Below are 18,895 nucleotides of genomic sequence, written 5' to 3' on the forward strand. Positions count from 1 at the left end.
GCCCGTCGTACCCCTGAGGAGTACCCATGACGCCCTGGCTGATCATCGTCGGCATCGGCGAGGACGGTTATGCCGGCCTCGGCAAGGCAGCGCGCCGCGCATTGCTCGACGCCGTCGAAGTGATCGGCGCGCCGCGCCAACTGGAGCTGCTGCCGCCCTGCGTGCGCGCCAATCGCCGGGCCTGGCCCAGCCCCTTCAGCCTGGAGCCGGTGCTGCGCCGCCGTGGCCAGTCGACCTGCGTGCTGGCCAGCGGAGACCCGATGCTGTTCGGTGTCGGCGCCAGCCTCGCCCGGCAATTGCCCAGCAGCGAAATGCGCGTTTTGCCAGCGCCCTCGTCCGCCTCGCTGGCCGCCGCTCGGCTGGGCTGGGCGCTACAGGACTGCACCTTGCTGTCGCTGGTGGCGCGACCGCTGGCGGCGCTCAACGCGCACCTGCGGCATGGCGCGAAGCTGCTGGTGTTGAGCAACGATGGCACGAGCCCGGCGGCGGTAGCGGCATTGCTGCGCGAGCGAGGCTTCGGCGCCAGCCGCATCAGTGTGCTGGAGCATCTGGGCGGCGAGGCCGAGCGACGCATCGACGGGCTCGCCGCCGACTGGGTACAGGCGGAAACCGCCGCGCTCAACCTGCTCGCGCTGGACTGCGTGGCAGGCGAGGGCGCACGCCGCCTGCCGTTGACTACCGGCCTGGCAGACGGCTGCTATCGCCACGATGGGCAACTGACCAAGCGCGACGTGCGTGCGGTGACCCTGGCGCGGCTGGCGCCGATGCCGGGGGAGCTGCTGTGGGACGTCGGCGCCGGCTGCGGCTCGATCGGCATCGAATGGATGCGCGCGCACCCAACCTGCCGGACACTGGCTATCGAAGCCAACGATGGTCGCCAGCAGCACATAGCATTCAACCGCGACGCCCTGGGCGTACCAGCGCTGCAATTGGTCTGCGGTGCCGCGCCCGAGGCGCTGCGAGGGCTGGAACGGCCGGACGCGATCTTCATCGGTGGTGGCGTCACCGTCCCTGGTGTGGTTGAGCACTGCTGGGAGCAGCTCAAGCCTGGCGGACGGCTGGTGGCCAACGCCGTCACCCTGCAGAGCGAGGCCACGCTGGTGAGCTGGCGCGAGCGTATCGGTGGCGAGCTGACACGGATCGCCATCGCCCAGGCGCAACCGCTGGGCGGCTTCGATGCCTGGCGCGCGGCGCTGCCGATCACCCTGCTGGAGGTCTGGAAACCATGCTGATGCGGCGACGTGCGACAGTTACCGTAACGCGATCCCTCTCAAGCCCGGACGCCTTGCACCGCGATGCGTGACGAAACCTCCGAACAGCAGCGCCCGCTGCGCAGCGGCTACACCACTGGCAGTTGCGCTACCGCCACCAGCCTCGCGGCGGCGCGCCTGCTACTCACCGGCCAGGCCAGCGACGCGGTGCGGATAGCCCTGCCCAGGGAGCGCAGCGCGACCCTGCGTCTGGAGTTCTGCCGGCTGACCGCCGCAGGCGCCGAGGCGGGCACGCTGAAGGATGCCGGCGACGACCCCGATGTCACCCACGGCGCACTGGTGTTCGCCCGCGTGGCGCTCAGCGCCGAGCCGGGCGTGCGCTTCCACGCCGGGGAGGGCGTCGGCACCGTGACCAAGCCCGGGCTGGTCCTCGCCGTGGGCGAGCCCGCGATCAACCCGGTGCCGCGCCAGATGATGCGAGACAATCTCGCCGCGCTGGCGGCCGAGTGCGGTTACGTCGGTGGCTTCGAGATCACCATCGGCATCGAGGGCGGCGCTGCGTTGGCGCTGAAAACCATGAACCCGCGGCTGGGCATCCTCGGCGGGCTGTCTATCCTCGGCACCACCGGCATCGTCCGGCCATTCTCCTGCGCGGCCTACATCGCCTCGATCCAGCAGGGCATCGACGTCGCTCGCGCCAACGGTTTCCGCCACCTCGCCGCCTGCACCGGCAACGCCAGCGAGGACGCCATGCGCCGTCGCTACGGATTCGACGACACCGCGCTGATCGAGATGGGTGACTTCGCCGGCGCGGCACTCAAGCACCTGCGCAAGGTGCCGGTGGAGCGCTTCAGCGTCTGCGGTGGCTTCGGCAAGATCAGCAAGCTCGCCGCCGGCCACATGGACCTGCACAGCCGACACTCCAGCATCGACTTGCCGCAACTGGCCGAATGGGCCGGCGAAATCGGCGCTAGCGTCGAATTGCAGCAGCGCATGCGCGAGGCCAACACCAGTCAGCAGGCACTGGCGCTGTGCCGCGCCGAGGGCATCGAGTTGGGCGATGCGGTATGCGCTCGCGCCCTGGCTTTCGCCCGGCGCATCGTGCCGCCGCAAGTGCATCTGGAAGTTTTCGCCATCGACCGCCAGGGCAACCTGGTGGGCGAGGCGCTGGAGTCCCGATGACGCGCGTTCTGCTGCTTGGCGGCATCGGCGAGGCGCTGGCAATTGCGCGCCGCCTCGGCCCGGCGCATCTCTACAGCCTCGCCGGGCTGGGCAAGGTGCCGGACGACCTGTCCTGTGAGGTGCGCGTCGGCGGCTATGGCGGTGCCGACGGCCTGGCGACATTTATCCGCGAGCAGGGTTTCGATCTGCTGCTCGACGCCACCCATCCCTATGCCGCGCAGATCAGCCGCAACGCCGCTCGTGCCGCGCGGCTCGCCGGCGTAGAGTGCTGGGCGCTGCGGCGTCCCGGCTGGCAGGCCGGCGCTGGCGACCACTGGCGCGAAGTCGCCGACTGGCCGGCGCTGATCGATGCGCTCGGCGAGTTCCGGCGCCCGTTGTTCACTCTTGGCCGCGAACCGCTGGAGCATCTGGACGAGATTCCCGGGCACCAGCGCTGGACTGTCCGCTGCCTGCAGAGCACGCCCGGCAATGCGCGCGCCGAGGTGCTGGGCGCGCGCGGCCCGTTCACGCTGGAGGGCGAGCGCGAGCTGTTTGCGCGCCTGGGCACCGATGTGCTGGTGAGCAAGAACAGCGGCAGCCAGGCCACCGAGCCGAAGCTGCAGGTCGCCCGCGAGCGAGGCGTGCCGGTGCTGGTATTGGCACGGCCGGTGCTGCCGGATGTGGATCGCGCGTTCGAGAGTGTCGAGGCGCTGTGGGCCGCGCTGGCGCCGCGGCTGTAGACATCACGCGGCTGGCGCAGATGCCTTGCGGGGAGCGTGGATGACGCAGGCGGCCAGATAGGCGAGAAGCACCGGGAGCAGCGTATCGATGAGGTTCTGCAGCATGGCGATGTGGTCGATGCGCTGCATTGCACGCTGATCGATCTTCGCCATTGCCTCGCCACGGACCTTGAAGTCGTCGTCCACCGCTGCGCGGAATGCCGCGACCGACTCCGTACCGATGGCCTCCTTGAACGTCTCCACGCGCCACTGTTTCGTCATCTGCGCAGTGAAACGCTGGACCGTCGTACCGAGCACGATGAGCAGCAGTAACAGCACGAAGGTCACCAGCTTGCGCCGGGTCGGTTTCCAGAAAACCATGAGTCACTCCTTGTGCGGCGGCAACCAGCCAGCCGCGATTCTGGTAGCCGGCGCCCTGGCCGGCAACCGGCCTTTCCGGCTTTTGCTAGGGACTCCATACTGGCGGGCAATTCACAGGGAGTGACTCACATGCTGCGAATCCTCGGTCGGGCCTCGTCGATCAACGTGCGCAAGGTGCTCTGGACCTGTGTAGAACTGGACCTTCCCTATGAACGGGAAGACTGGGGCAGTGGCTTTCGCTCGACGGCCTCCGCGGAGTTCCTCGCGCTCAACCCCAACGCTATGGTTCCGGTGATCGTCGATGGCGACTTCGTGCTCTGGGAGTCCAACGCCATCTGCAGCTACCTGGCCAACCGCTACCCGCGCCATGATCTGCTGCCCGCCGCACCCCGCGAGCGGGCACTGGTGGAGCAGTGGATGGGCTGGCAGGCCACCGAGTTGAACAATGCCTGGCGCTACGCATTCATGGCGCGTGTACGCAACAGCCCCGAACATACCGACCAGGCCGCCATCGTTCTCAGCGAAGCCCAGTGGAACCGCTGCATGCGCCTGCTCGACCGGCAACTGGAACGCACCGGCGCCTTCGTCAGCGGCCAGCGTTTCAGCCTGGCCGACATCGTTCTCGGCCTGTCGGTCAACCGCTGGCGCCTGACTCCCATGCAGCGTCCGGAACTGCCAGCCGTGAACGCCTATTTCGAGCGACTTGGCGAGCGTGCGGGGTTCCGGCTGCACGGGGCAAATGGCGAGCCGTGAGCGGCTCGCGGCGCTAGTTCGGCCAGGGGCGGTTCTTCATTCGCGCGAAGTTCTGCCTGGCGCTCCACAGCACGACCACCGGATCGTTGCCACGATTGGACTCCGTAGCGATCAGCAGTCCGTGCGGTGTTTTCCATACCACCAGGCTGTTGCCCGAAGGGTCCAGGCCGACATCGCCGAACCTGGATTCCTGCAAGCGCCTGGCGTTGTACAGCCCGGTGGAGAGGTAGGACTTAAGGGGCTCGAGCGAACTGGGCGGAAACAGAAAACGCACATGGTTCAGGCGGCCCTTCCTGAAGAAGAACACCACCTGGCTTGCGGGAATATCAGCGAAGGCCGAGCTGATGGGTGCCAGGCAAAGGTAGTCGTCGTTACGAATGCGCTCCCGTGGCCCGAGGTCGCCGTAGCATTTCAGGCGATAGCCCTGGTTCGTGTAGCGGCTGATGATCTCGCCCTGACGTTGCGCGGAAATCTGATCGGGCGTTTCCGTGAAGCCCGGAGCGTTGGCCGGGACTATCGCAGGAGCCCGAACCAGAACCGGCGCGCTGGCCTTTGCGGCCAGGTGGCGGTCGTACGCGAGGAAGGCGAGGGCGGCAGCCAGGCTGGCGAGTAGTAGCGTGCGTGTCTGCATGACGAGTTCTGTCCTTGAACATGAGCGTGGCCGATCCATCGACAGCCCACTCTAATCCGGATCGACAGAGGGGCGACAGCACCGGCAGCGCCTAGCGTCCGATGCCGGGGAGTTCCGCGATCGTCCGGTATTGCGCGCCCAGCTCGCGCGCGAGTCGTTGTGCGCGTCCCAGCCTTACCTCACCGCCCTCGATATCGATCAGCAGCGCCGGACAGGCCATCGGTTGCAGCGCAGGCCAATCCCGCAAGCGGCCATCGGTCAGCACCAGCAGGCGTTGGCTCTCGCCCGGCTTTTGCCGCTGGCGCTTTTCCAGCCAGGCTTGTGCCTGTTGCAGCGCCTCGATCAGTGGCGTGCCGCCGCCAGCACCGAGCCGATCCAGCCATTCCTGCAACTGCGTGGATGCCTTCTGCCCCTGCCAGAGCCAGCGGGGTTGCGTTCCGGTGGCGTGCAACACGGCGAGGCGGGCGCGTTGGCGGTAGGCCTGTTCGAAGGTGTCGGCGAGCACGCCTTTGGCCTGGGCGAGAGCGCCGTGGCGGCGGGTGCTGGCGGAGGCATCGACGATCACCAGCCAGAGCTCGGCGGACTTCCGGCTGCGTGCGCGCAGGACGAGATCGGCGCGCCTTTGCGGGCGGCCGTTGCACAGGGTGGCGGGCCAGTCGATGCGGCCAGCCGCACCGTGCTGGCGGGCGCCGCTGCGGCCGCCGGCGAGTTGGCCGGGTCTGGGGGAGGCATCCGCGCCAGGGGCCGGGCGCGGGCGGATGCTCAAGGCTTTTTTGGCCAGCCCGTGAGCTGTCGGCGCTCGCCCATCGCGATGCTCTGCGCGGGCAGTTCGCCCCACTGGCCTTCGCCGTTCGAGGTGCCGGCTTGCCGGGGCGGCTGGCTGGGGGCCTGCTCCGATTGTGCTTGTGCGCTCGGTTGCTGAGCGCAGTGGCGGCGGCGATGGGCGAGGGCGAAGTGCTCCACCGCATCGATGTCGCTCGATTCGATATTCGTCGCGCCACGCCAGGCCGCATGGGCGCGCGCGGCGCGCAGCCAGACGAGGTCGGCGCGCAGGCCGTCGACGCCGGCGGCGTGGCAGCGTTCGGCGATCTGCTCCAGCGCGGCATCATCCAGGGCAATCGCCACCAGCCGCTGGCGCGCATCGTGGCAACGCTGGCGCAGTGCCTGTTGCGCGTCGTGCCAGTGTTCGAGGAACGCCTGCGGGTTGGCATCGAAGGCGAGCCGGCGGCGGACGATCTCGGCGCGCTCGGCAGGAGCCGGGGCGCCTTCGAGCTGGACCTTGAGGCCGAAGCGGTCCAGCAACTGCGGGCGCAGTTCTCCCTCCTCGGGGTTCATGGTGCCGATCAGCACGAAGCGCGCCGGGTGGCTGTGGGAAAGGCCGTCACGCTCGATCAGGTTGATTCCGCTGGCGGCCACATCGAGCAGCAGGTCCACCAGGTGATCGGCCAGCAGGTTCACTTCGTCCACATAGAGCACGCCGCCGTGGGCATGGGCCAGCACGCCGGGGGAGAACTGGGCGCGGCCTTCGCCGAGGGCGGCATCCAGGTCGAGGGTGCCGACGATACGCTCCTCGCTGGCGCCCAGCGGCAGGGTGACGAAGCGCCCGCCATCCAGCAGGTCGGCGACGCCCCGCGCCAGGGTCGATTTGGCCATGCCGCGCGGCCCCTCGATCAGCACGCCGCCGATGGCCGGATCGATCGCCGCCAGGCACAGGGCTAGCTTCAGCTCATCGGCGCCGACGACAGCGGCCAGGGGGAAGTGGAGGAGGGCGCTCATGGTGGATTCCTGCGGATTGCGTCCAGGCATGGTAGCGAACCGGGCGCCTGGCATGCGACCAATGTTCATCGCCTGCATAGAGGCAAGTCATTGATCGGCGCGGCGCGATGCAGTAACTTGGCTGCACTTCCACGGAGAACATCATGCCGTCCAGCCTGTCCATCCAGTCCCTCGCCCGCCTCGGTGCCATTGGCTCCGTAGTCGCTCGTGAGCAGGTCCTGGCTGCCGCTGCCGGCTATTTCTTCTATGGGTATTGGTTTAGCCAAAGGCGCGCCTGAATACCCCACAGGCGCCCTAGCAAGCAGGGTCGCCAACCAGACAGATTCACGAAACCCCGGTCGGCAACCCGACCGGGGTTTTTGTTTTTCCGGCCCACAAGGCCAACGCATCGAACCGAGCCAAAACGCTCAGACCAGAGGATCGCAGCATGACCGCCTACACCACTTACTACCGCTATTACCGCAACTCCGACTGGCGATTTAGCACCGTAGCTTGCGCCACCCAGCGAGCCTTGCCACGAACACCTAGATAGAGCGCCGAGCGCGGAACGAACACCGCGCCGGCCAAGGATGCCAGCCAGATGAATGCTTCCACTTCCACCCTGATCCGCCCGCAGTCCGCCGAAGTCCTGGACCTGCCGTTGCCCTCCGCTCGCCGTCGCGAGCAGCCATTGCCCAGCCCTGCCGAACTGCGCCAGCGCCTGCCGTTGTCCGCCGTCACGGCGCACCAGGTCCGCGAAAGTCGCGACGCCATTCGCGCCGTGCTCGACGGCCACGATCCCCGCCTGCTGGTGGTGATCGGCCCGTGCTCCCTGCACGACCCGGTTTCCGCCCTCGAATACGCCGATCGCCTCGCCGAACTGGCGCCGCGCGTGAGCGACCAGTTGTTGCTGGTGATGCGCGCCTACGTCGAGAAGCCGCGTACCACCATCGGCTGGAAGGGCCTGGTCTACGACCCTCGACTGGACGGTAGCGGTGACATGGCCGGCGGCCTCGAACTGTCGCGCCGGCTGATGCTGGGCATGCTCGAACGCGGCCTGCCGATCGCCACCGAACTGCTGCAACCACTGGTGGCCGGTTACTTCGACGACCTGCTGGGCTGGGCCGCCATCGGCGCGCGCACCAGCGAGTCGCAGGTGCACCGTGAGATGGTCAGCGGCCTCGACCTGCCGGTGGGCTTCAAGAACGGCACCGACGGCAGCATCGGCATCGCCACCGACGCCATGCGCTCTGCTGCGCACCCGCACCAGCACTTCGGCATCGATGCGCAGGGCCGCCCGTCGCTGGTGCAGACCCAAGGCAACCCGGACACTCATCTGGTGCTACGCGGCGGCCACACCGGGCCGAATTTCGATGCGGCCAGCGTGCAGCAGATTCGCCAGGGGCTGGAGAAGCTCGGCATTGCTCCGAGCATCATGGTTGACTGCAGCCACGCCAATAGTGGCAAAGACCCGCTGCGCCAGCCGGCCGTGCTGGACAGCGTGCTCGACCAGCGCCTGGCGGGCGACGCTACGCTGCGCGGTGTGATGCTGGAGAGCCATCTGTTCGACGGCTGCCAGCCGCTGTCTGGCGAGCTGCGCTACGGCGTGTCGATCACCGACGGCTGCCTGGGCTGGAGCGGCACCGAGGCGCTGCTGCTGAGTGCGGCAGAGCGGCTGCGCCGGGGCTGAGCCGCTCCTACACGCAATCCTGCGGCGCTGTGCGTGGTAATGACCTGTAAATCGTAGGGCGGATAACGCGTCGGCGTTATCCGCCGCGAGGCAAACGGCGGATAACCCGTTCCGGGTTATGCGCCCTACGGTCGTGCATCGCGCCGGATGCCATCGCGTCCGGAGTCCGCTCCTACGCTAGCTCGAAAGCCCTCACTGCTCCTCGCTGTCCACCAGCAGGTTTTCCAGCGTCTCGCGGTACTCCCCCGGCTCTTCCCACAACCCGCGCTGCTGCGCCTCCACTAGGCGTTCGGCGATGTCGCGCAGGGCCTCGGGGTTGTGCTGGCGGATGAACTCGCGGGTGTCGTCGTCCAGCAGGTAGGCGTCGGCCAGCAGGCGGTACTGGTGGTCGTCCACCAGTTCGCTGGTGGCGTCGAAGGCGAACAGGTAGTCCACCGTCGCGGCCAGTTCGAAGGCGCCCTTGTAGCCGTGGCGCTTCATGCCGGCGATCCATTTCGGGTTCACCGCGCGGGCGCGCACCACGCGGCCGAGTTCTTCCTTGAGCGTGCGGATGCGCGGGTTGTCCGGCTGGCTGTGGTCGCCGTGGTAGCTGGCCAGCGCCTGGCCCTGGATCACTTCGGCGGCGGCCAGCATGCCGCCCTGGAACTGGTAGTAGTCGTTGGAATCGAGGATGTCGTGCTCGCGGTTGTCCTGGTTGTGCAGCACGGCCTGCAGGCCGGACAGGCGCTGGGCGAAGCGCTCGCGCGCCGGGGTGCCGTCATCGCTGGCGCCGTAGGCGTAGCCGCCCCAGTTCAGGTAGGCCTCGGCGAGGTCCGCGCGGCTGTCCCACTGGCGCGATTCGATCACGCCCTGTACGCCGGCACCGTAGGCGCCGGGTTGGGCGCCGAAGATGCGCCAACCGGCCTGGCGGCGCGCTTCATCAAGCTTCAGTCCCTCGGCTTGCAGGCGTGCCTGATCGGCGCGCACACGAGCGGCCAGCGGGTTCAGCTCGTCCGGCTCATCCAGCGCGGCGACCGCCTGCACGGCGGCATCGAACAGGCGGATCAGGTTGGCGAAGGCATCGCGGAAGAAGCCCGAGACGCGCAGCGTCACGTCCACTCGCGGACGGTCGAGCAGGGTGATCGGCAGTATCTCGAAGTCTTCCACGCGCTGGCTGCCGGCCTGCCACACCGGACGCACGCCGAGCAGCGCGAGTGCCTGGGCGATGTCGTCGCCGCCGGTGCGCATGGTCGCGGTGCCCCACACCGACAGGCCGAGCTGGCGCAGGTGGTCGCCGTGGTCCTGCAGGTGGCGTTCCAGCAGCCGGCTGGCGGATTGGAAGCCAAGGCGGAAGGCGGTGGGTGTGGGCAGGTTGCGCACGTCCACGGTGAAAAAGTTGCGCCCGGTGGGCAGCACGTCGACCCGCCCGCGGCTGGGCGCGCCGCTGGGGCCGGGCGGTACGAAGCGGCCAGCGAGGCCGGCGAGCAGATGGCCGATTTCGCTGGCGCCGCAGGCGTCGAGGGCCGTGGCGATCTGCTGGTGCAGTTGCGCCAGGACCGCCGCGCTGGCACTGCCGGGCGCGCTGGCAAGGCCGTCGATCAGGCGCAGGGCGAACAGCTCCAGGCGCTCGCGGGTGTCGCCGTTGCTGCGCCAGGGGTCTTCGCTCACGGCGAGCAGCACGTCCGGGCGCGGGCCCTCCCAGGCCTCGGCGAAGGCTTCATCCAGCGGGTCGCGACCCAGGTGCAGGTCTTCGCTCAGCGCGCGCAGCAGGCTGGCGTTGCCGCCGCGCCCGTCGCCGCGTGGAATGCGTACCAGCGACAGCAGGGTATCGCGGCGCAAGTCGCCCGCCGGGGATTCGCCGAACACATGCAGGCCGTCGCGAATCTGCGATTCCTTGAGGTCGCACAGGTAGGCGTCCAGCTGCGGCAGCCAGCTTTCCGGATCGTCACTCAGTTGCAGGCCCAGCTCGCGGTCCAGTGCGGTGTCGCGCACCAGCCTGAGGATGTCGCCGCGCAGTTCGGTGGCGCGGCGCGGGTCGAGCAGGGAGGCGTCGTAGTACTCGTCGGCCAGGCGTTCGAGGTCGCGCAGCGGGCCGTAGTTTTCCGCGCGGGTCAGCGGCGGCATCAGGTGGTCGATGATCACCGCCTGGGCGCGGCGCTTGGCCTGCGCGCCTTCGCCGGGGTCGTTGACGATGAACGGGTAGAGGTTCGGCAGCGGGCCGAGGATCGCGTCCGGCCAGCATTCCTCGGAGAGCCCGACGCCCTTGCCCGGCAGCCATTCGAGGTTGCCGTGCTTGCCGACGTGGATCACCGCGTCGGCGCCGAACACTTCGCGCAGCCAGAAGTAGAAGGCGAGGTAGCCGTGGGGCGGCACCAGCGACGGATCGTGGTAGATCGCCGCCGCGTCCAGCTGGTAGCCGCGCGCCGGCTGGATGCCGACGAAGCCCAGGCCCAGGCGCAGGCCGGCGACCATCATGCGGCCGCCGCGGAACATCGGGTCCTGCTGCGGTTCGCCCCAGCGTTCGCGCACGGCCTGCTGGTTGGCTTGAGGGAGGCGGGCGAAGCAGGCGAGATAGTCGTCCAGCGCCAGGCTCTGCGCGCAGGGGCGCAGGTCGAGGTTGTCCAGATCGTTGCTGACGCCGCCGAGCAGTTGCTGGATCAGCGCGGTGCCGGAGTCGGGCAGGCCGGCGACCGGGTAACCCCGGGCCTCCAGCGCACGGAGGATGTTCAGCGCGGCGGCCGGCGTATCGAGGCCGACGCCGTTGCCGATGCGCCCGTCGCGGGTCGGGTAGTTCGCCAGGATCAGCGCCACGCGCTTGTCGGCGTTGGCCTTGCGCGAGAGCAGCATCCAGCGCCGCGCCAGTTCGGCGACGAAATCCATGCCCGGCAGGTGCGGCAGGTAGCAGACCACGTCGCTCTGGCTGCGCTCGCTGCGCCAGGCCAGGCCCTTGAAGCTGATGGGGCGGGTAATGATCCGGCCATCCAGTTCCGGTAGTGCGATGTGCATGGCCAGGTCGCGCGGGCCGAGACCCTGCGGGTTGGCGCGCCAGAGGCCGTGATTGTCCAGCGAGCAGATGGCTTGCAGTACCGGGACGTCGCGCCTGAAGGGCCGATCCTGCGGAGCCTCCGGGTTCGATTGGGCGAAGCCGGTGGTGTTGATGATGAGTTCGGCGTCGGCGCTGTCGAGCAGATCTTCCACTGCGCTCAGGCAGGCAGCTTCCTTGAGGCTGGCCACGGCGATGGGCAGCGGATTGATGCCTTGCGCTTGCAGGCGCTCGCAGAAGGTATCGATGAAGCCGGTGTTCGCCGCCTGCAGGTGGGTGCGGTAGAACAGCAGCGCGGCGACCGGGCACTCGGGGTTCCAGTCGGCTTGCCAACGAGCCAGGTCGCTGCTGCCGACGTGCGGGTGATAGACCGCCACGCGCGGCAGCGTCCGGGGCTCGCTCCAGGCGTAGTCGCGCTGTAGATGGCGATTGGCGAGACAGGCGAAGAACTGCCGGGCGTTGTCCATGCCGCCCTGGCGCAGGTACTGCCAGAGGCGATCGGCGTCTGCCGGCGCGACGTTGCACAGGGCAGTGAGTTCGGGGTCGGGTTTGTCGTCGCCGGGCACCGCGATCAGCGTGGCGCCGCGCTCGGCCAGCGCCGCCAGTTGCTCCATGCCGTAGCGCCAGTAGCCGACGCCGCCGTGCACCGAGATCAGGATGACCTTCGCGTACTGCAACACCTCGTCGACGTAGAGGTCCACCGAGGCGTGGTTCTGCAGCTGCATGGGGTTGGCCAGGCGCAGGCTCGGGTAGTCCTCCGGCAGCTCGCGGGCGGCCTCGGCGAGCAGCGCCAGGTGCGAGTCTCCGCTGCAGAGGATCACCAGTTCGGCGGGCGTCTGTGCCAGGTGGGCGATGCCGTCGTCGGGGACGAAACCGCCGGGTTGGGTGCGCAGCAGGTGCATGGGGTTGCTCGGTTTCTAGCTCTTCGTAGGAGCGAGCTTGCTCGCGAATCAGGCCCCTCTGCGAGGCTGTTCGCGAGCAAGCCCGCTCCTATAGGGAATTGGCACGGTCGTAGGATGGGTGGAGCTTGCGATACCCATCAACAGCGGTGGGTATCGCTGCGCTCCACGCCACCCTACGCCGTTATCAGGAAAGGGCGGTGCGCAGCTCGTTGCTGATGGCGGCCTGGTCCAGTTGCTGGCCGATCACCACCAGGCGGGTGCCGCGGGTTTCATCGCTGCGCCAGGCGCGGTCGAAGTGCTTGTCGAAGCGCTTGCCGACGCCTTGCACCAGCAGGCGCATGGGCTTGCCGGGGATGGCGACGAAGCCCTTGATACGCAGCACGGCGTGGCGCTCGACCAGCGCGCTCAATGCGTCGAGCAGGGCGCGCTCGTCCACTTCCGGCAGGTCCACATGGAAGGAGTCGAACTCGTCATGGTCGTGGTCTTCATGATTTTCGTGGTCGTGATGAGTGGCTCGGCTGTCTATGTGCAGCTCGGCTTCGGCGTTCAGTCCCAACAGTACGGAAAGCGGTAGCTGGCCGGCGCTGGCTTCGACGATCTTCACCGCCGGCGGCAGTTCCTCGGCGACTTCGGCGCGGACCTTTGCCAGCGTCTGCGCATCCAGCAGGTCGGCCTTGTTCAGCACCACCAGGTCGGCGCTGGCGAGCTGGTCCTCGAAGAGTTCGTGCAGCGGCGATTGGTGGTCGAGGTTCGGGTCCTGCTTGCGCTGCTCGTCCACCTGATCGGGGTGGGCGGCGAAGGTGCCTGCGGCCACCGCCGGGCTGTCGACCACGGTGATCACCGCGTCCACGGTGCAGGCGTTACGGATTTCCGGCCACTGGAAGGCTTGCACCAGGGGTTTGGGCAGCGCCAGCCCGGAGGTCTCGATAAGGATCTGGTCGAGCTCGCCACGGCGCGCCACCAACTCGCGCATCACCGGGAAGAACTCTTCCTGCACGGTGCAGCACAGGCAGCCGTTGGCCAGTTCGAAGACACGGCCCACGGCCTCTTCTTCGCTGCAACCGATGGAGCATTGCTTGAGGATTTCACCATCGATGCCCAGCTCGCCGAACTCGTTGACGATCACCGCGATACGGCGGCCTTCGGCGTTATCCAGCATGTGGCGGAGCAGGGTGGTCTTTCCGGCGCCGAGGAAGCCGGTGATGATGGTGACGGGGAGTTTGGCCAGGGTTTTCATGCGCGCCTCGTAAGCGGAATTCGAAAGGCGGATGAAGGGCGCGCACGCGGTTTTGCCGCGCAACGAAGGTCGCCACCGGATCACCCCGCCCGGTTGTCGTGATGCTGTTCGAGGCAGGTCTCCTGGCTCACAGCCCTGGATTGTTCTTTCGCCTTCCCGCCGTGGTCGGCAGTGGCGTGTGAAAGAACAGGCTGTTCACAGTTGCGGGGGCAGCCGTGGCGCATCCGAAGATTTCCACGTTCCCTCTTAGCTCCGGCCTGCGCCGGAGAACCTCGAAGCGGCAAGGCTACGCAGCGGCGCCGGGGTGGTCAATCGCCGGGGATCGGTTGACGCTTGCAGGGCTTCATGGTCAGCTACCGAGGTTTCAGGTGTCTCGCGCCGTCGCGCGCGAGGTGAAACGGGAAGCCGGTGCGTCCGCAAGGATCAGTCCGGCGCTGCCCCCGCAACGGTAAGCGCATCGAGGGTCGTCAGTAGCCACTGTGCAGGAACTGCATGGGAAGGCTGGCCCATCCGGCCGGAGTTTCCGGTTGGCGTCGCAAGCCCGGAGACCGGCCTGGAAAACTTCGTTTTTGGCAAACCCGCGGTGGGCGGGCGCAGGCCGTGGCGCGACCGATTGCGGCGCGTTCGAATGCGTTCAACCTCTGCGTTCTCTACTCGGATTTTCAGAGGGAACGTTCATGTCCAGCAGCACCCTGACGCACGCGTCGACCACTTCACTCCCCCTTTCCAAACGCATCGCCCTGGCCGTTGGCGCCAGCCTGCTCGGTGCGCTGCTGGTGTATTTCGCCGGCTTTTCGCATATCGATGCGGTGCACAACGCCGCCCACGATACCCGTCATAGCGCGGGCTTCCCCTGCCACTGATGCGGTTCTGAGTTCAGTCGGCTGCGCGTTGGCCACGTTGCGCTGGAGAACAACCGTGGGCCATTCGCCCGCGGTGATCCGACGCGCGCGACGCGGTGTGCGGAAAAGGAAAGATGAAATGATCAAACGTATCGCCCAGACCGCCGGGTTCGCCGGTCTGATCGCGGCGCTGGTGCTTACTGTGGTCCAGTTGCTCTGGGTTTCCCCGCTGATCCTCAAGGCGGAGACCTACGAGAAAGCCGAGCCCGCCGCCACGCTCGTCGAAGAGCACAGCCACGAGCACGCCGATGGCGGCCATCATCACGACGAGGAAGCCTGGGAGCCGGAGGACGGTTGGCAGCGCATCCTTTCCACTACCGGCGGCAACCTGGTGGTTGCGGTGGGGTTCGCCCTGATGCTGGCCGGCTTGTTCACTCTGCGTGAACCGAGCCGGGTGTCCGAAGGGTTGCTCTGGGGCCTGGCGGGTTTTGCGGTGTTCACCCTGGCGCCGTCGCTTGGCCTGCCGCCGGAGGTGCCCGGCACCGCCGCCGCCGACCTGACCCTGCGCCAGACCTGGTGGATCGCCACCGCTGCATCGACCGCCGCTGGCCTCGCGCTGCTGGTACTGGGCCGCAACCGAGTGCTGCGCGGTGTGGGCCTGGTCCTGCTGGTGGTGCCGCACGTGATCGGCGCGCCACAGCCGGAAGTGCATTCCAGCCTTGCGCCGGAAAGCGTCGCCCATGAGTTCATCATCGCTTCGCTGGTCACCAACGCGGTGTTCTGGGCGGCTCTGGGCCTGCTGGCGGCCTGGCTGTTCCGCCGTTTTGCGCCGGCGGCCTGATTCACCGTTATGCTCGACCCCGCAGCCGGCCCTGCCGCCTGCGGGGCTGTTTTTTCAGGAGAATGACGATGACGCTGGTTGCCGGCCTCGGTTGCCGTCGCGGCTGTCCGCTCGATGAATTGCGCGCCCTGCTGCGGGATACGCTGGCGGAGGCCGGGCTCGACGAGTCGAATCTCGGCGCGTTGGCCAGCGTCACGCTGAAGGCCGACGAAGAGGGTTTGACGGCGCTGGCAGCCGTCCTCGATCTGCCGCTGGCGCTGTTCACGCCGCAGCAGCTGGCGACGTGCGAGAAGCGCCTCGATCAACCGTCCGAAACCGTGCGTATGGCCACCGGCAGCGCCAGTGTGGCGGAGGCGGCGGCCCTGTTGCAGGCCGAAGCCCAGGGCGGCGCACCCGCGCGCCTGTTGGTGGGCAAGCGGCGCAGCGAGCAGGCCACTTGTGCGCTGGCGTTCATTCCCGTCGATGCGGATTTGCAGCAGGAGCAGCCATGACGGTCTATTTCATCGGCGCCGGTCCCGGCGATCCCGAACTCATCACGGTCAAGGGCCAGCGGCTGATCCGTACTTGCCCGGTGATCCTCTATGCCGGCTCGCTGGTGCCGCCGGCGGTGCTGGAAGGACACCGCGCCGGGCGCGTGGTGAACACGGCTGAGCTGCATCTGGAGGAGATCGTCGCCCTGCTGGCGCAGGCCCATGCCGAGGGCAAGGATGTGGCGCGCGTGCATTCCGGCGATCCGTCGCTGTACGGCGCCATCGGCGAACAGATTCGCCATCTGCGCGAACTGGGCATCGCCTACGAGATCGTTCCCGGCGTCACCGCCACTTCGGCCTGCGCGGCAATTCTTGGCTGCGAGCTGACCCTGCCGGAGATTTCCCAGACGCTGATCCTCACCCGTTACGCCAGCCGCACGCGCATGCCCGAGGGTGAATCCCTCGCCGAACTGGCGCGGCACCGCGCGAGCATGGCGATCCACCTGGGTGTTGGCCAACTGGCGTCGATAGTCGCTGAACTGCTGCCGCACTACGGTGCCGACTGCCCCATCGCGGTGATCCATCGCGCCAGTTGGCCGGACCAGGACCAGGTTACCGGTACCCTCGGCGACATCCTGCCCAAGGCTGCGGCCAAGGGATTCAAGCGTACGGCACTGATACTGGTTGGCGAGGTGCTGGGAGCGGATGGCTTTGCCGATTCGTCGCTCTACAGCGCGGGGCATGCGCATCTGTACCGGTCTCGCTAGGCGGCGTGCCGGGCGCTGGCCCGAGGGCTGGGCCAGTGCCCGGCACGCCTCAGATTTTCGGCGTGATACGTAGTGTCGGGCGTGGTCGTGGGGCTTCCTTGCCCAGCGTGATGTGTGGGGACATCACCTGGGTTTGCAGGATGTCGGCGTTCATATCGCGGAGCCGCTGCAGCAAGCGTCTGGCGAGTGCGGAGGCTGGGCCGCGCGTCTGGTAACAACGATTCGCAACCTGGTCCCAATGCGGGGCCAGCACGGTGGGATTGAGCGAAATCTCCTCGAGCAGGCTGAGGAAAGTCTTCAGGCGGAGTTCCTGATGGTCTTCCCAGCCATTGGGTGCGCCTGGCGGTGGGTTGAAACGCTGTATCAGCAAGTCCGCTGCCTGGCCTCCGGCGTGGCTCAGTTCTTCGATGACTTCCTTGGGCATGTTCAGGTTCAAGCCGCCTTCGTTGTCGCGCTGGCTGATCTGGACGATGCGGTCACGGTAGCCGGGATAGGGGAACTGGATCTCGTCGCGCCAGCTCTGCATGGTATTGACCATCTCCCAGAGCAGGTTGAACAGCCCGAATGAGTCCGTCGGTGGCTCCTTCCAGAATCTGCTCTGGTTTCCGCCATTGTTCTGGGGGAGATGCACGCGGGGTGTCTCCGGCTGCATTTCCTTGAGATTCACCGCGAAGGTCGGATGGTTCGGTAGCGGTGCGTCGAACATGTGCAGCGGAATGTTGCTGGCGAGCCCTCCGTCGGAGAACCAGACCCGCTTCATGGGGTGGCCGGCCATCGTGTAGTCGCGGGAGTAGAGCGGGATGGCGGAGAGCAGGATAGGAAAGCTCAGGCTCATCCGCACCGCTACCACGACCGGCAGAAAGCAGTTTGGCGGCAGTCTCCTCAGTTGCCTGTCGCCGAACTCTGGAAGCGGTCTGCGTTGGTGATTGTGCCGAGCGTTCTGTTGCTTGATCCCCTCGATGTGGTCGGCGACCTGGTTCAGATACGTCATGACCCGCTCGGGGAACAATGCGCTCCACTCTTGCGGGTCGTAGAAGAACGGCTCGCTCCTTTCCCGGAATGGGATCGCGAAGGCCATGTTCTTGCTGACGGCGGTGGTCATTACTTCAAGATTCAGCTTCCGATCGGCCCTGGGCATCTCGTTGCTCAGGTTCTCGACGTCCTGGTAGGTATTGATGGCGGCGAGGTTCGGCGGAGCACCCCACAGGTGTCCGAAGGTGAGAGGCATGGGCTGGTCGCTCAGGCCGGCCAGTTGGTCGAAGTACTGGGTCAGCCAGTCGGTGAGTGCCTGCGGCCTTTGGTCCGCGGGTTCCTGGTGGCCGCTGCAGATGCCGTAGAAGTTCTTCGCCATTCCATCGAGCAGGCTCTTGCCGAACAGCAGCGCGGTAGCGCTCAGGGCCAGGACCAAACATGCGGGCAGCACGATGATGCTGATCAGAGCGACCAGCAGCGCCACCGGCGGTGATGCGCCCACCAGTGGCAGGCTGTATAGCAGCGTCAGCAGGGCGATGGGTGCGATTACCTTGCAGACCGCTGCCAGAACGCTTTCAGGGAGTCCCAGCAGCGCGGCCAGTATCCACAGCAGCAGCGCGCTCGCGCCGCCGAGCACAAGGGCTGCGGTGAATGCGGGGAGGAGCGAGTGTCCGCCGGCGGCCATGAATACCGGTGTCAGGAGGATCGCGAAGGCCGCCATTCCCAGCACGGCGGGTGGCCAGAAGATGCGCAGCATGGCGGTTAGCACTTTCAGTGCGGCGGCCTTCTTGTTCTTCTGGTTGAGCATGTCGGTCAGCACCCTGAAGTGCCGAACCAGCGGCTCCGCGGGTTGGAACAGGTGGAATAGCAGGGAATTCTTGCCATCGCCGACTGGCTTGCCCAGTTCGCCGGGCAGCCTTTCCAGTTCGTCGAACGTGCCGGGGACGCCGTTGTTACGGCCGTATTCCGCGGCAGCGCAGCCCGCGGCGGCGATGGCGCCTGCCGAGGTGCCGCCGATGCTCTTGAAGCGGTAGACCTTGGCGAGCCCCGACATCAGGCGGGGGTAGATCACGCCGCTGGTGATCCCGCCTTTCATGATCAGGTCGCAGTAGGGACGTTTGTCGGGTTCTGCCATTGCACCTTCTCCCTTGGTTGGTAGTCGCGTCAGGCGTGACCCAACAACAGGTGCAACGAGATCCCTGGGTTGCGCAGATTGCACTGGAGAACGCTAGACGGGCGGCAGCGGGCCATTGCGTGCAGGTGACCAACGGCGGTCCATCGAAGCCCGGCGGGCCGGGGCGGTCTTCCTGCTCGCCAGGTTGCCCGCCGGGCAGCATCCTGAGGTGCAGCAGCCACATTGCCGCGCCGCTTGAGGGTTCAGGCGAGCCAGTCGTCCGTGCGGCGCTGCAACCCGCGGCGCAGGTACCAGCGCACGCCCAGGTGCACGCCCAGCGCGGCGCACACCGTGAGCACGATAGTCAGCGTTTCTGCATCCATGTCCGTGCATCTCTCGGCCGTTCCTGGCTCATAGACTATCGCTG

General features: G+C 67.4%; 16 protein-coding genes and 2 riboswitches. Of the genes, 9 read left to right on the top strand and 7 right to left on the bottom strand.

Annotated features, from left to right (window positions below):
* The first annotated feature begins 26 nt into the window (after window positions 1–26).
* The 3 genes from cbiE (at window position 27) to OU419_RS03530 (ending at window position 3,112) form a co-directional block, all read left to right on the top strand.
* On the top strand, window positions 27–1,232 hold the full coding sequence (gene cbiE / locus OU419_RS03520) for a precorrin-6y C5,15-methyltransferase (decarboxylating) subunit CbiE (RefSeq protein ID WP_254471365.1): 1,206 nt from the start codon (window positions 27–29) through the stop codon (window positions 1,230–1,232).
* Between the two features lie 63 nt (window positions 1,233–1,295).
* Complete coding sequence (locus OU419_RS03525) at window positions 1,296–2,393, top strand: cobalt-precorrin-5B (C(1))-methyltransferase (RefSeq protein WP_254471364.1); 1,098 nt, start codon at window positions 1,296–1,298, stop codon at window positions 2,391–2,393.
* Window positions 2,390–3,112, top strand: a complete 723-nt coding sequence (locus OU419_RS03530; protein ID WP_254471363.1) for a cobalt-precorrin-6A reductase — start codon at window positions 2,390–2,392, stop codon at window positions 3,110–3,112. Before OU419_RS03525 ends, OU419_RS03530 begins: the two co-directional genes overlap by 4 nt.
* A 3-nt stretch (window positions 3,113–3,115) precedes the next feature.
* On the opposite strand, the gene OU419_RS03535 is transcribed toward OU419_RS03530, so the two are convergent.
* The gene (locus tag OU419_RS03535; protein ID WP_254471362.1) at window positions 3,116–3,472 is read right to left on the bottom strand and encodes a hypothetical protein; all 357 of its coding nucleotides are present in this window, start codon (window positions 3,470–3,472) and stop codon (window positions 3,116–3,118) included.
* 129 nt (window positions 3,473–3,601) lie between these two features.
* Between OU419_RS03535 and OU419_RS03540 the strand changes: the two genes are divergently transcribed.
* Window positions 3,602–4,225, top strand: a complete 624-nt coding sequence (locus OU419_RS03540; protein ID WP_254471361.1) for a glutathione S-transferase family protein — start codon at window positions 3,602–3,604, stop codon at window positions 4,223–4,225.
* A 13-nt stretch (window positions 4,226–4,238) separates the two neighbouring features.
* Here OU419_RS03540 and OU419_RS03545 read toward each other — a convergent pair whose 3' ends face one another.
* The 3 genes from OU419_RS03545 to OU419_RS03555 form a co-directional block, all read right to left on the bottom strand.
* Window positions 4,239–4,856 carry a hypothetical protein gene (locus OU419_RS03545; protein WP_254471360.1) on the bottom strand — a complete coding sequence of 206 codons (618 nt, stop codon included), beginning with the start codon at window positions 4,854–4,856 and terminating at the stop codon, window positions 4,239–4,241.
* 91 nt (window positions 4,857–4,947) lie between these two features.
* Entirely contained in the window at window positions 4,948–5,622 is a 675-nt protein-coding gene (locus OU419_RS03550; RefSeq protein WP_254471359.1) for a vWA domain-containing protein, read from the bottom strand.
* The gene (locus OU419_RS03555; RefSeq protein ID WP_254471358.1) at window positions 5,619–6,632 is read right to left on the bottom strand and encodes an ATP-binding protein; all 1,014 of its coding nucleotides are present in this window, start codon (window positions 6,630–6,632) and stop codon (window positions 5,619–5,621) included. Before OU419_RS03555 ends, OU419_RS03550 begins: the two co-directional genes overlap by 4 nt.
* 580 nt (window positions 6,633–7,212) lie before the next feature.
* On the opposite strand from OU419_RS03555, the gene OU419_RS03560 reads away from it, so the two are divergent.
* Window positions 7,213–8,301 carry a 3-deoxy-7-phosphoheptulonate synthase gene (locus tag OU419_RS03560; protein ID WP_254471357.1) on the top strand — a complete coding sequence of 363 codons (1,089 nt, stop codon included), beginning with the start codon at window positions 7,213–7,215 and terminating at the stop codon, window positions 8,299–8,301.
* Window positions 8,302–8,493: 192 nt separating this feature from the next.
* Here OU419_RS03560 and cobN read toward each other — a convergent pair whose 3' ends face one another.
* Both cobN and cobW read right to left on the bottom strand, forming a co-directional pair.
* A complete protein-coding gene (gene cobN / locus OU419_RS03565; RefSeq protein WP_254471356.1) occupies window positions 8,494–12,225 on the bottom strand; it encodes a cobaltochelatase subunit CobN in 3,732 nt (1,243 codons plus the stop codon).
* A 184-nt stretch (window positions 12,226–12,409) separates the two neighbouring features.
* Window positions 12,410–13,462: a cobalamin biosynthesis protein CobW gene (gene cobW, locus OU419_RS03570; RefSeq protein WP_254471355.1), complete on the bottom strand. Its 1,053-nt coding sequence runs from the start codon at window positions 13,460–13,462 to the stop codon at window positions 12,410–12,412.
* Between the two features lie 95 nt (window positions 13,463–13,557).
* A riboswitch (cobalamin riboswitch) is annotated at window positions 13,558–13,752 on the bottom strand.
* Window positions 13,753–13,811: 59 nt separating this feature from the next.
* Window positions 13,812–14,033: riboswitch (cobalamin riboswitch) on the top strand.
* 106 nt (window positions 14,034–14,139) lie between these two features.
* On the opposite strand from cobW, the gene OU419_RS03575 reads away from it, so the two are divergent.
* From OU419_RS03575 to cobM, 4 genes are all read left to right on the top strand, one after another.
* The gene (locus OU419_RS03575; RefSeq protein ID WP_254471354.1) at window positions 14,140–14,325 is read left to right on the top strand and encodes a CbtB domain-containing protein; all 186 of its coding nucleotides are present in this window, start codon (window positions 14,140–14,142) and stop codon (window positions 14,323–14,325) included.
* A gap of 118 nt (window positions 14,326–14,443) precedes the next feature.
* Window positions 14,444–15,145, top strand: coding sequence for a CbtA family protein (locus OU419_RS03580; RefSeq protein WP_254471353.1), 702 nt, complete (start codon window positions 14,444–14,446; stop codon window positions 15,143–15,145).
* A gap of 68 nt (window positions 15,146–15,213) precedes the next feature.
* The gene (locus tag OU419_RS03585; RefSeq protein WP_254471352.1) at window positions 15,214–15,636 is read left to right on the top strand and encodes a cobalamin biosynthesis protein; all 423 of its coding nucleotides are present in this window, start codon (window positions 15,214–15,216) and stop codon (window positions 15,634–15,636) included.
* A complete protein-coding gene (gene cobM / locus OU419_RS03590) occupies window positions 15,633–16,382 on the top strand; it encodes a precorrin-4 C(11)-methyltransferase (protein WP_254471351.1) in 750 nt (249 codons plus the stop codon). Before OU419_RS03585 ends, cobM begins: the two co-directional genes overlap by 4 nt.
* A 49-nt stretch (window positions 16,383–16,431) precedes the next feature.
* Here the strand turns inward: cobM and OU419_RS03595 are convergent, their stop codons facing one another.
* Window positions 16,432–18,489 (bottom strand): patatin-like phospholipase domain-containing protein, encoded by a 2,058-nt coding sequence (locus OU419_RS03595; protein ID WP_254471350.1) that lies wholly within the window; start codon window positions 18,487–18,489, stop codon window positions 16,432–16,434.
* Between the last annotated feature and the right edge of the window lie 406 nt (window positions 18,490–18,895).

The sequence above is a fragment of the Pseudomonas triclosanedens genome (assembly GCF_026686735.1).
Lineage (GTDB): Bacteria > Pseudomonadota > Gammaproteobacteria > Pseudomonadales > Pseudomonadaceae > Pseudomonas > Pseudomonas triclosanedens.

What these genes read in the sequence shown, in the direction of transcription:
- OU419_RS03535 (WP_254471362.1), bottom strand. Translation starts at nt 3,472, where the DNA reads ATGGTTTTCTGGAAACCGACCCGGCGCAAGCTGGTGACCTTCGTGCTG.
- cbiE (WP_254471365.1), top strand. Translation starts at nt 27, where the DNA reads ATGACGCCCTGGCTGATCATCGTCGGCATCGGCGAGGACGGTTATGCC.
- OU419_RS03545 (WP_254471360.1), bottom strand. Translation starts at nt 4,856, where the DNA reads ATGCAGACACGCACGCTACTACTCGCCAGCCTGGCTGCCGCCCTCGCC.
- OU419_RS03530 (WP_254471363.1), top strand. Translation starts at nt 2,390, where the DNA reads ATGACGCGCGTTCTGCTGCTTGGCGGCATCGGCGAGGCGCTGGCAATT.
- OU419_RS03595 (WP_254471350.1), bottom strand. Translation starts at nt 18,489, where the DNA reads ATGGCAGAACCCGACAAACGTCCCTACTGCGACCTGATCATGAAAGGC.
- OU419_RS03580 (WP_254471353.1), top strand. Translation starts at nt 14,444, where the DNA reads ATGATCAAACGTATCGCCCAGACCGCCGGGTTCGCCGGTCTGATCGCG.
- OU419_RS03585 (WP_254471352.1), top strand. Translation starts at nt 15,214, where the DNA reads ATGACGCTGGTTGCCGGCCTCGGTTGCCGTCGCGGCTGTCCGCTCGAT.
- OU419_RS03555 (WP_254471358.1), bottom strand. Translation starts at nt 6,632, where the DNA reads ATGAGCGCCCTCCTCCACTTCCCCCTGGCCGCTGTCGTCGGCGCCGAT.
- OU419_RS03560 (WP_254471357.1), top strand. Translation starts at nt 7,213, where the DNA reads ATGAATGCTTCCACTTCCACCCTGATCCGCCCGCAGTCCGCCGAAGTC.
- cobM (WP_254471351.1), top strand. Translation starts at nt 15,633, where the DNA reads ATGACGGTCTATTTCATCGGCGCCGGTCCCGGCGATCCCGAACTCATC.
- OU419_RS03575 (WP_254471354.1), top strand. Translation starts at nt 14,140, where the DNA reads ATGTCCAGCAGCACCCTGACGCACGCGTCGACCACTTCACTCCCCCTT.
- cobN (WP_254471356.1), bottom strand. Translation starts at nt 12,225, where the DNA reads ATGCACCTGCTGCGCACCCAACCCGGCGGTTTCGTCCCCGACGACGGC.
- OU419_RS03540 (WP_254471361.1), top strand. Translation starts at nt 3,602, where the DNA reads ATGCTGCGAATCCTCGGTCGGGCCTCGTCGATCAACGTGCGCAAGGTG.
- cobW (WP_254471355.1), bottom strand. Translation starts at nt 13,462, where the DNA reads ATGAAAACCCTGGCCAAACTCCCCGTCACCATCATCACCGGCTTCCTC.
- OU419_RS03525 (WP_254471364.1), top strand. Translation starts at nt 1,296, where the DNA reads ATGCGTGACGAAACCTCCGAACAGCAGCGCCCGCTGCGCAGCGGCTAC.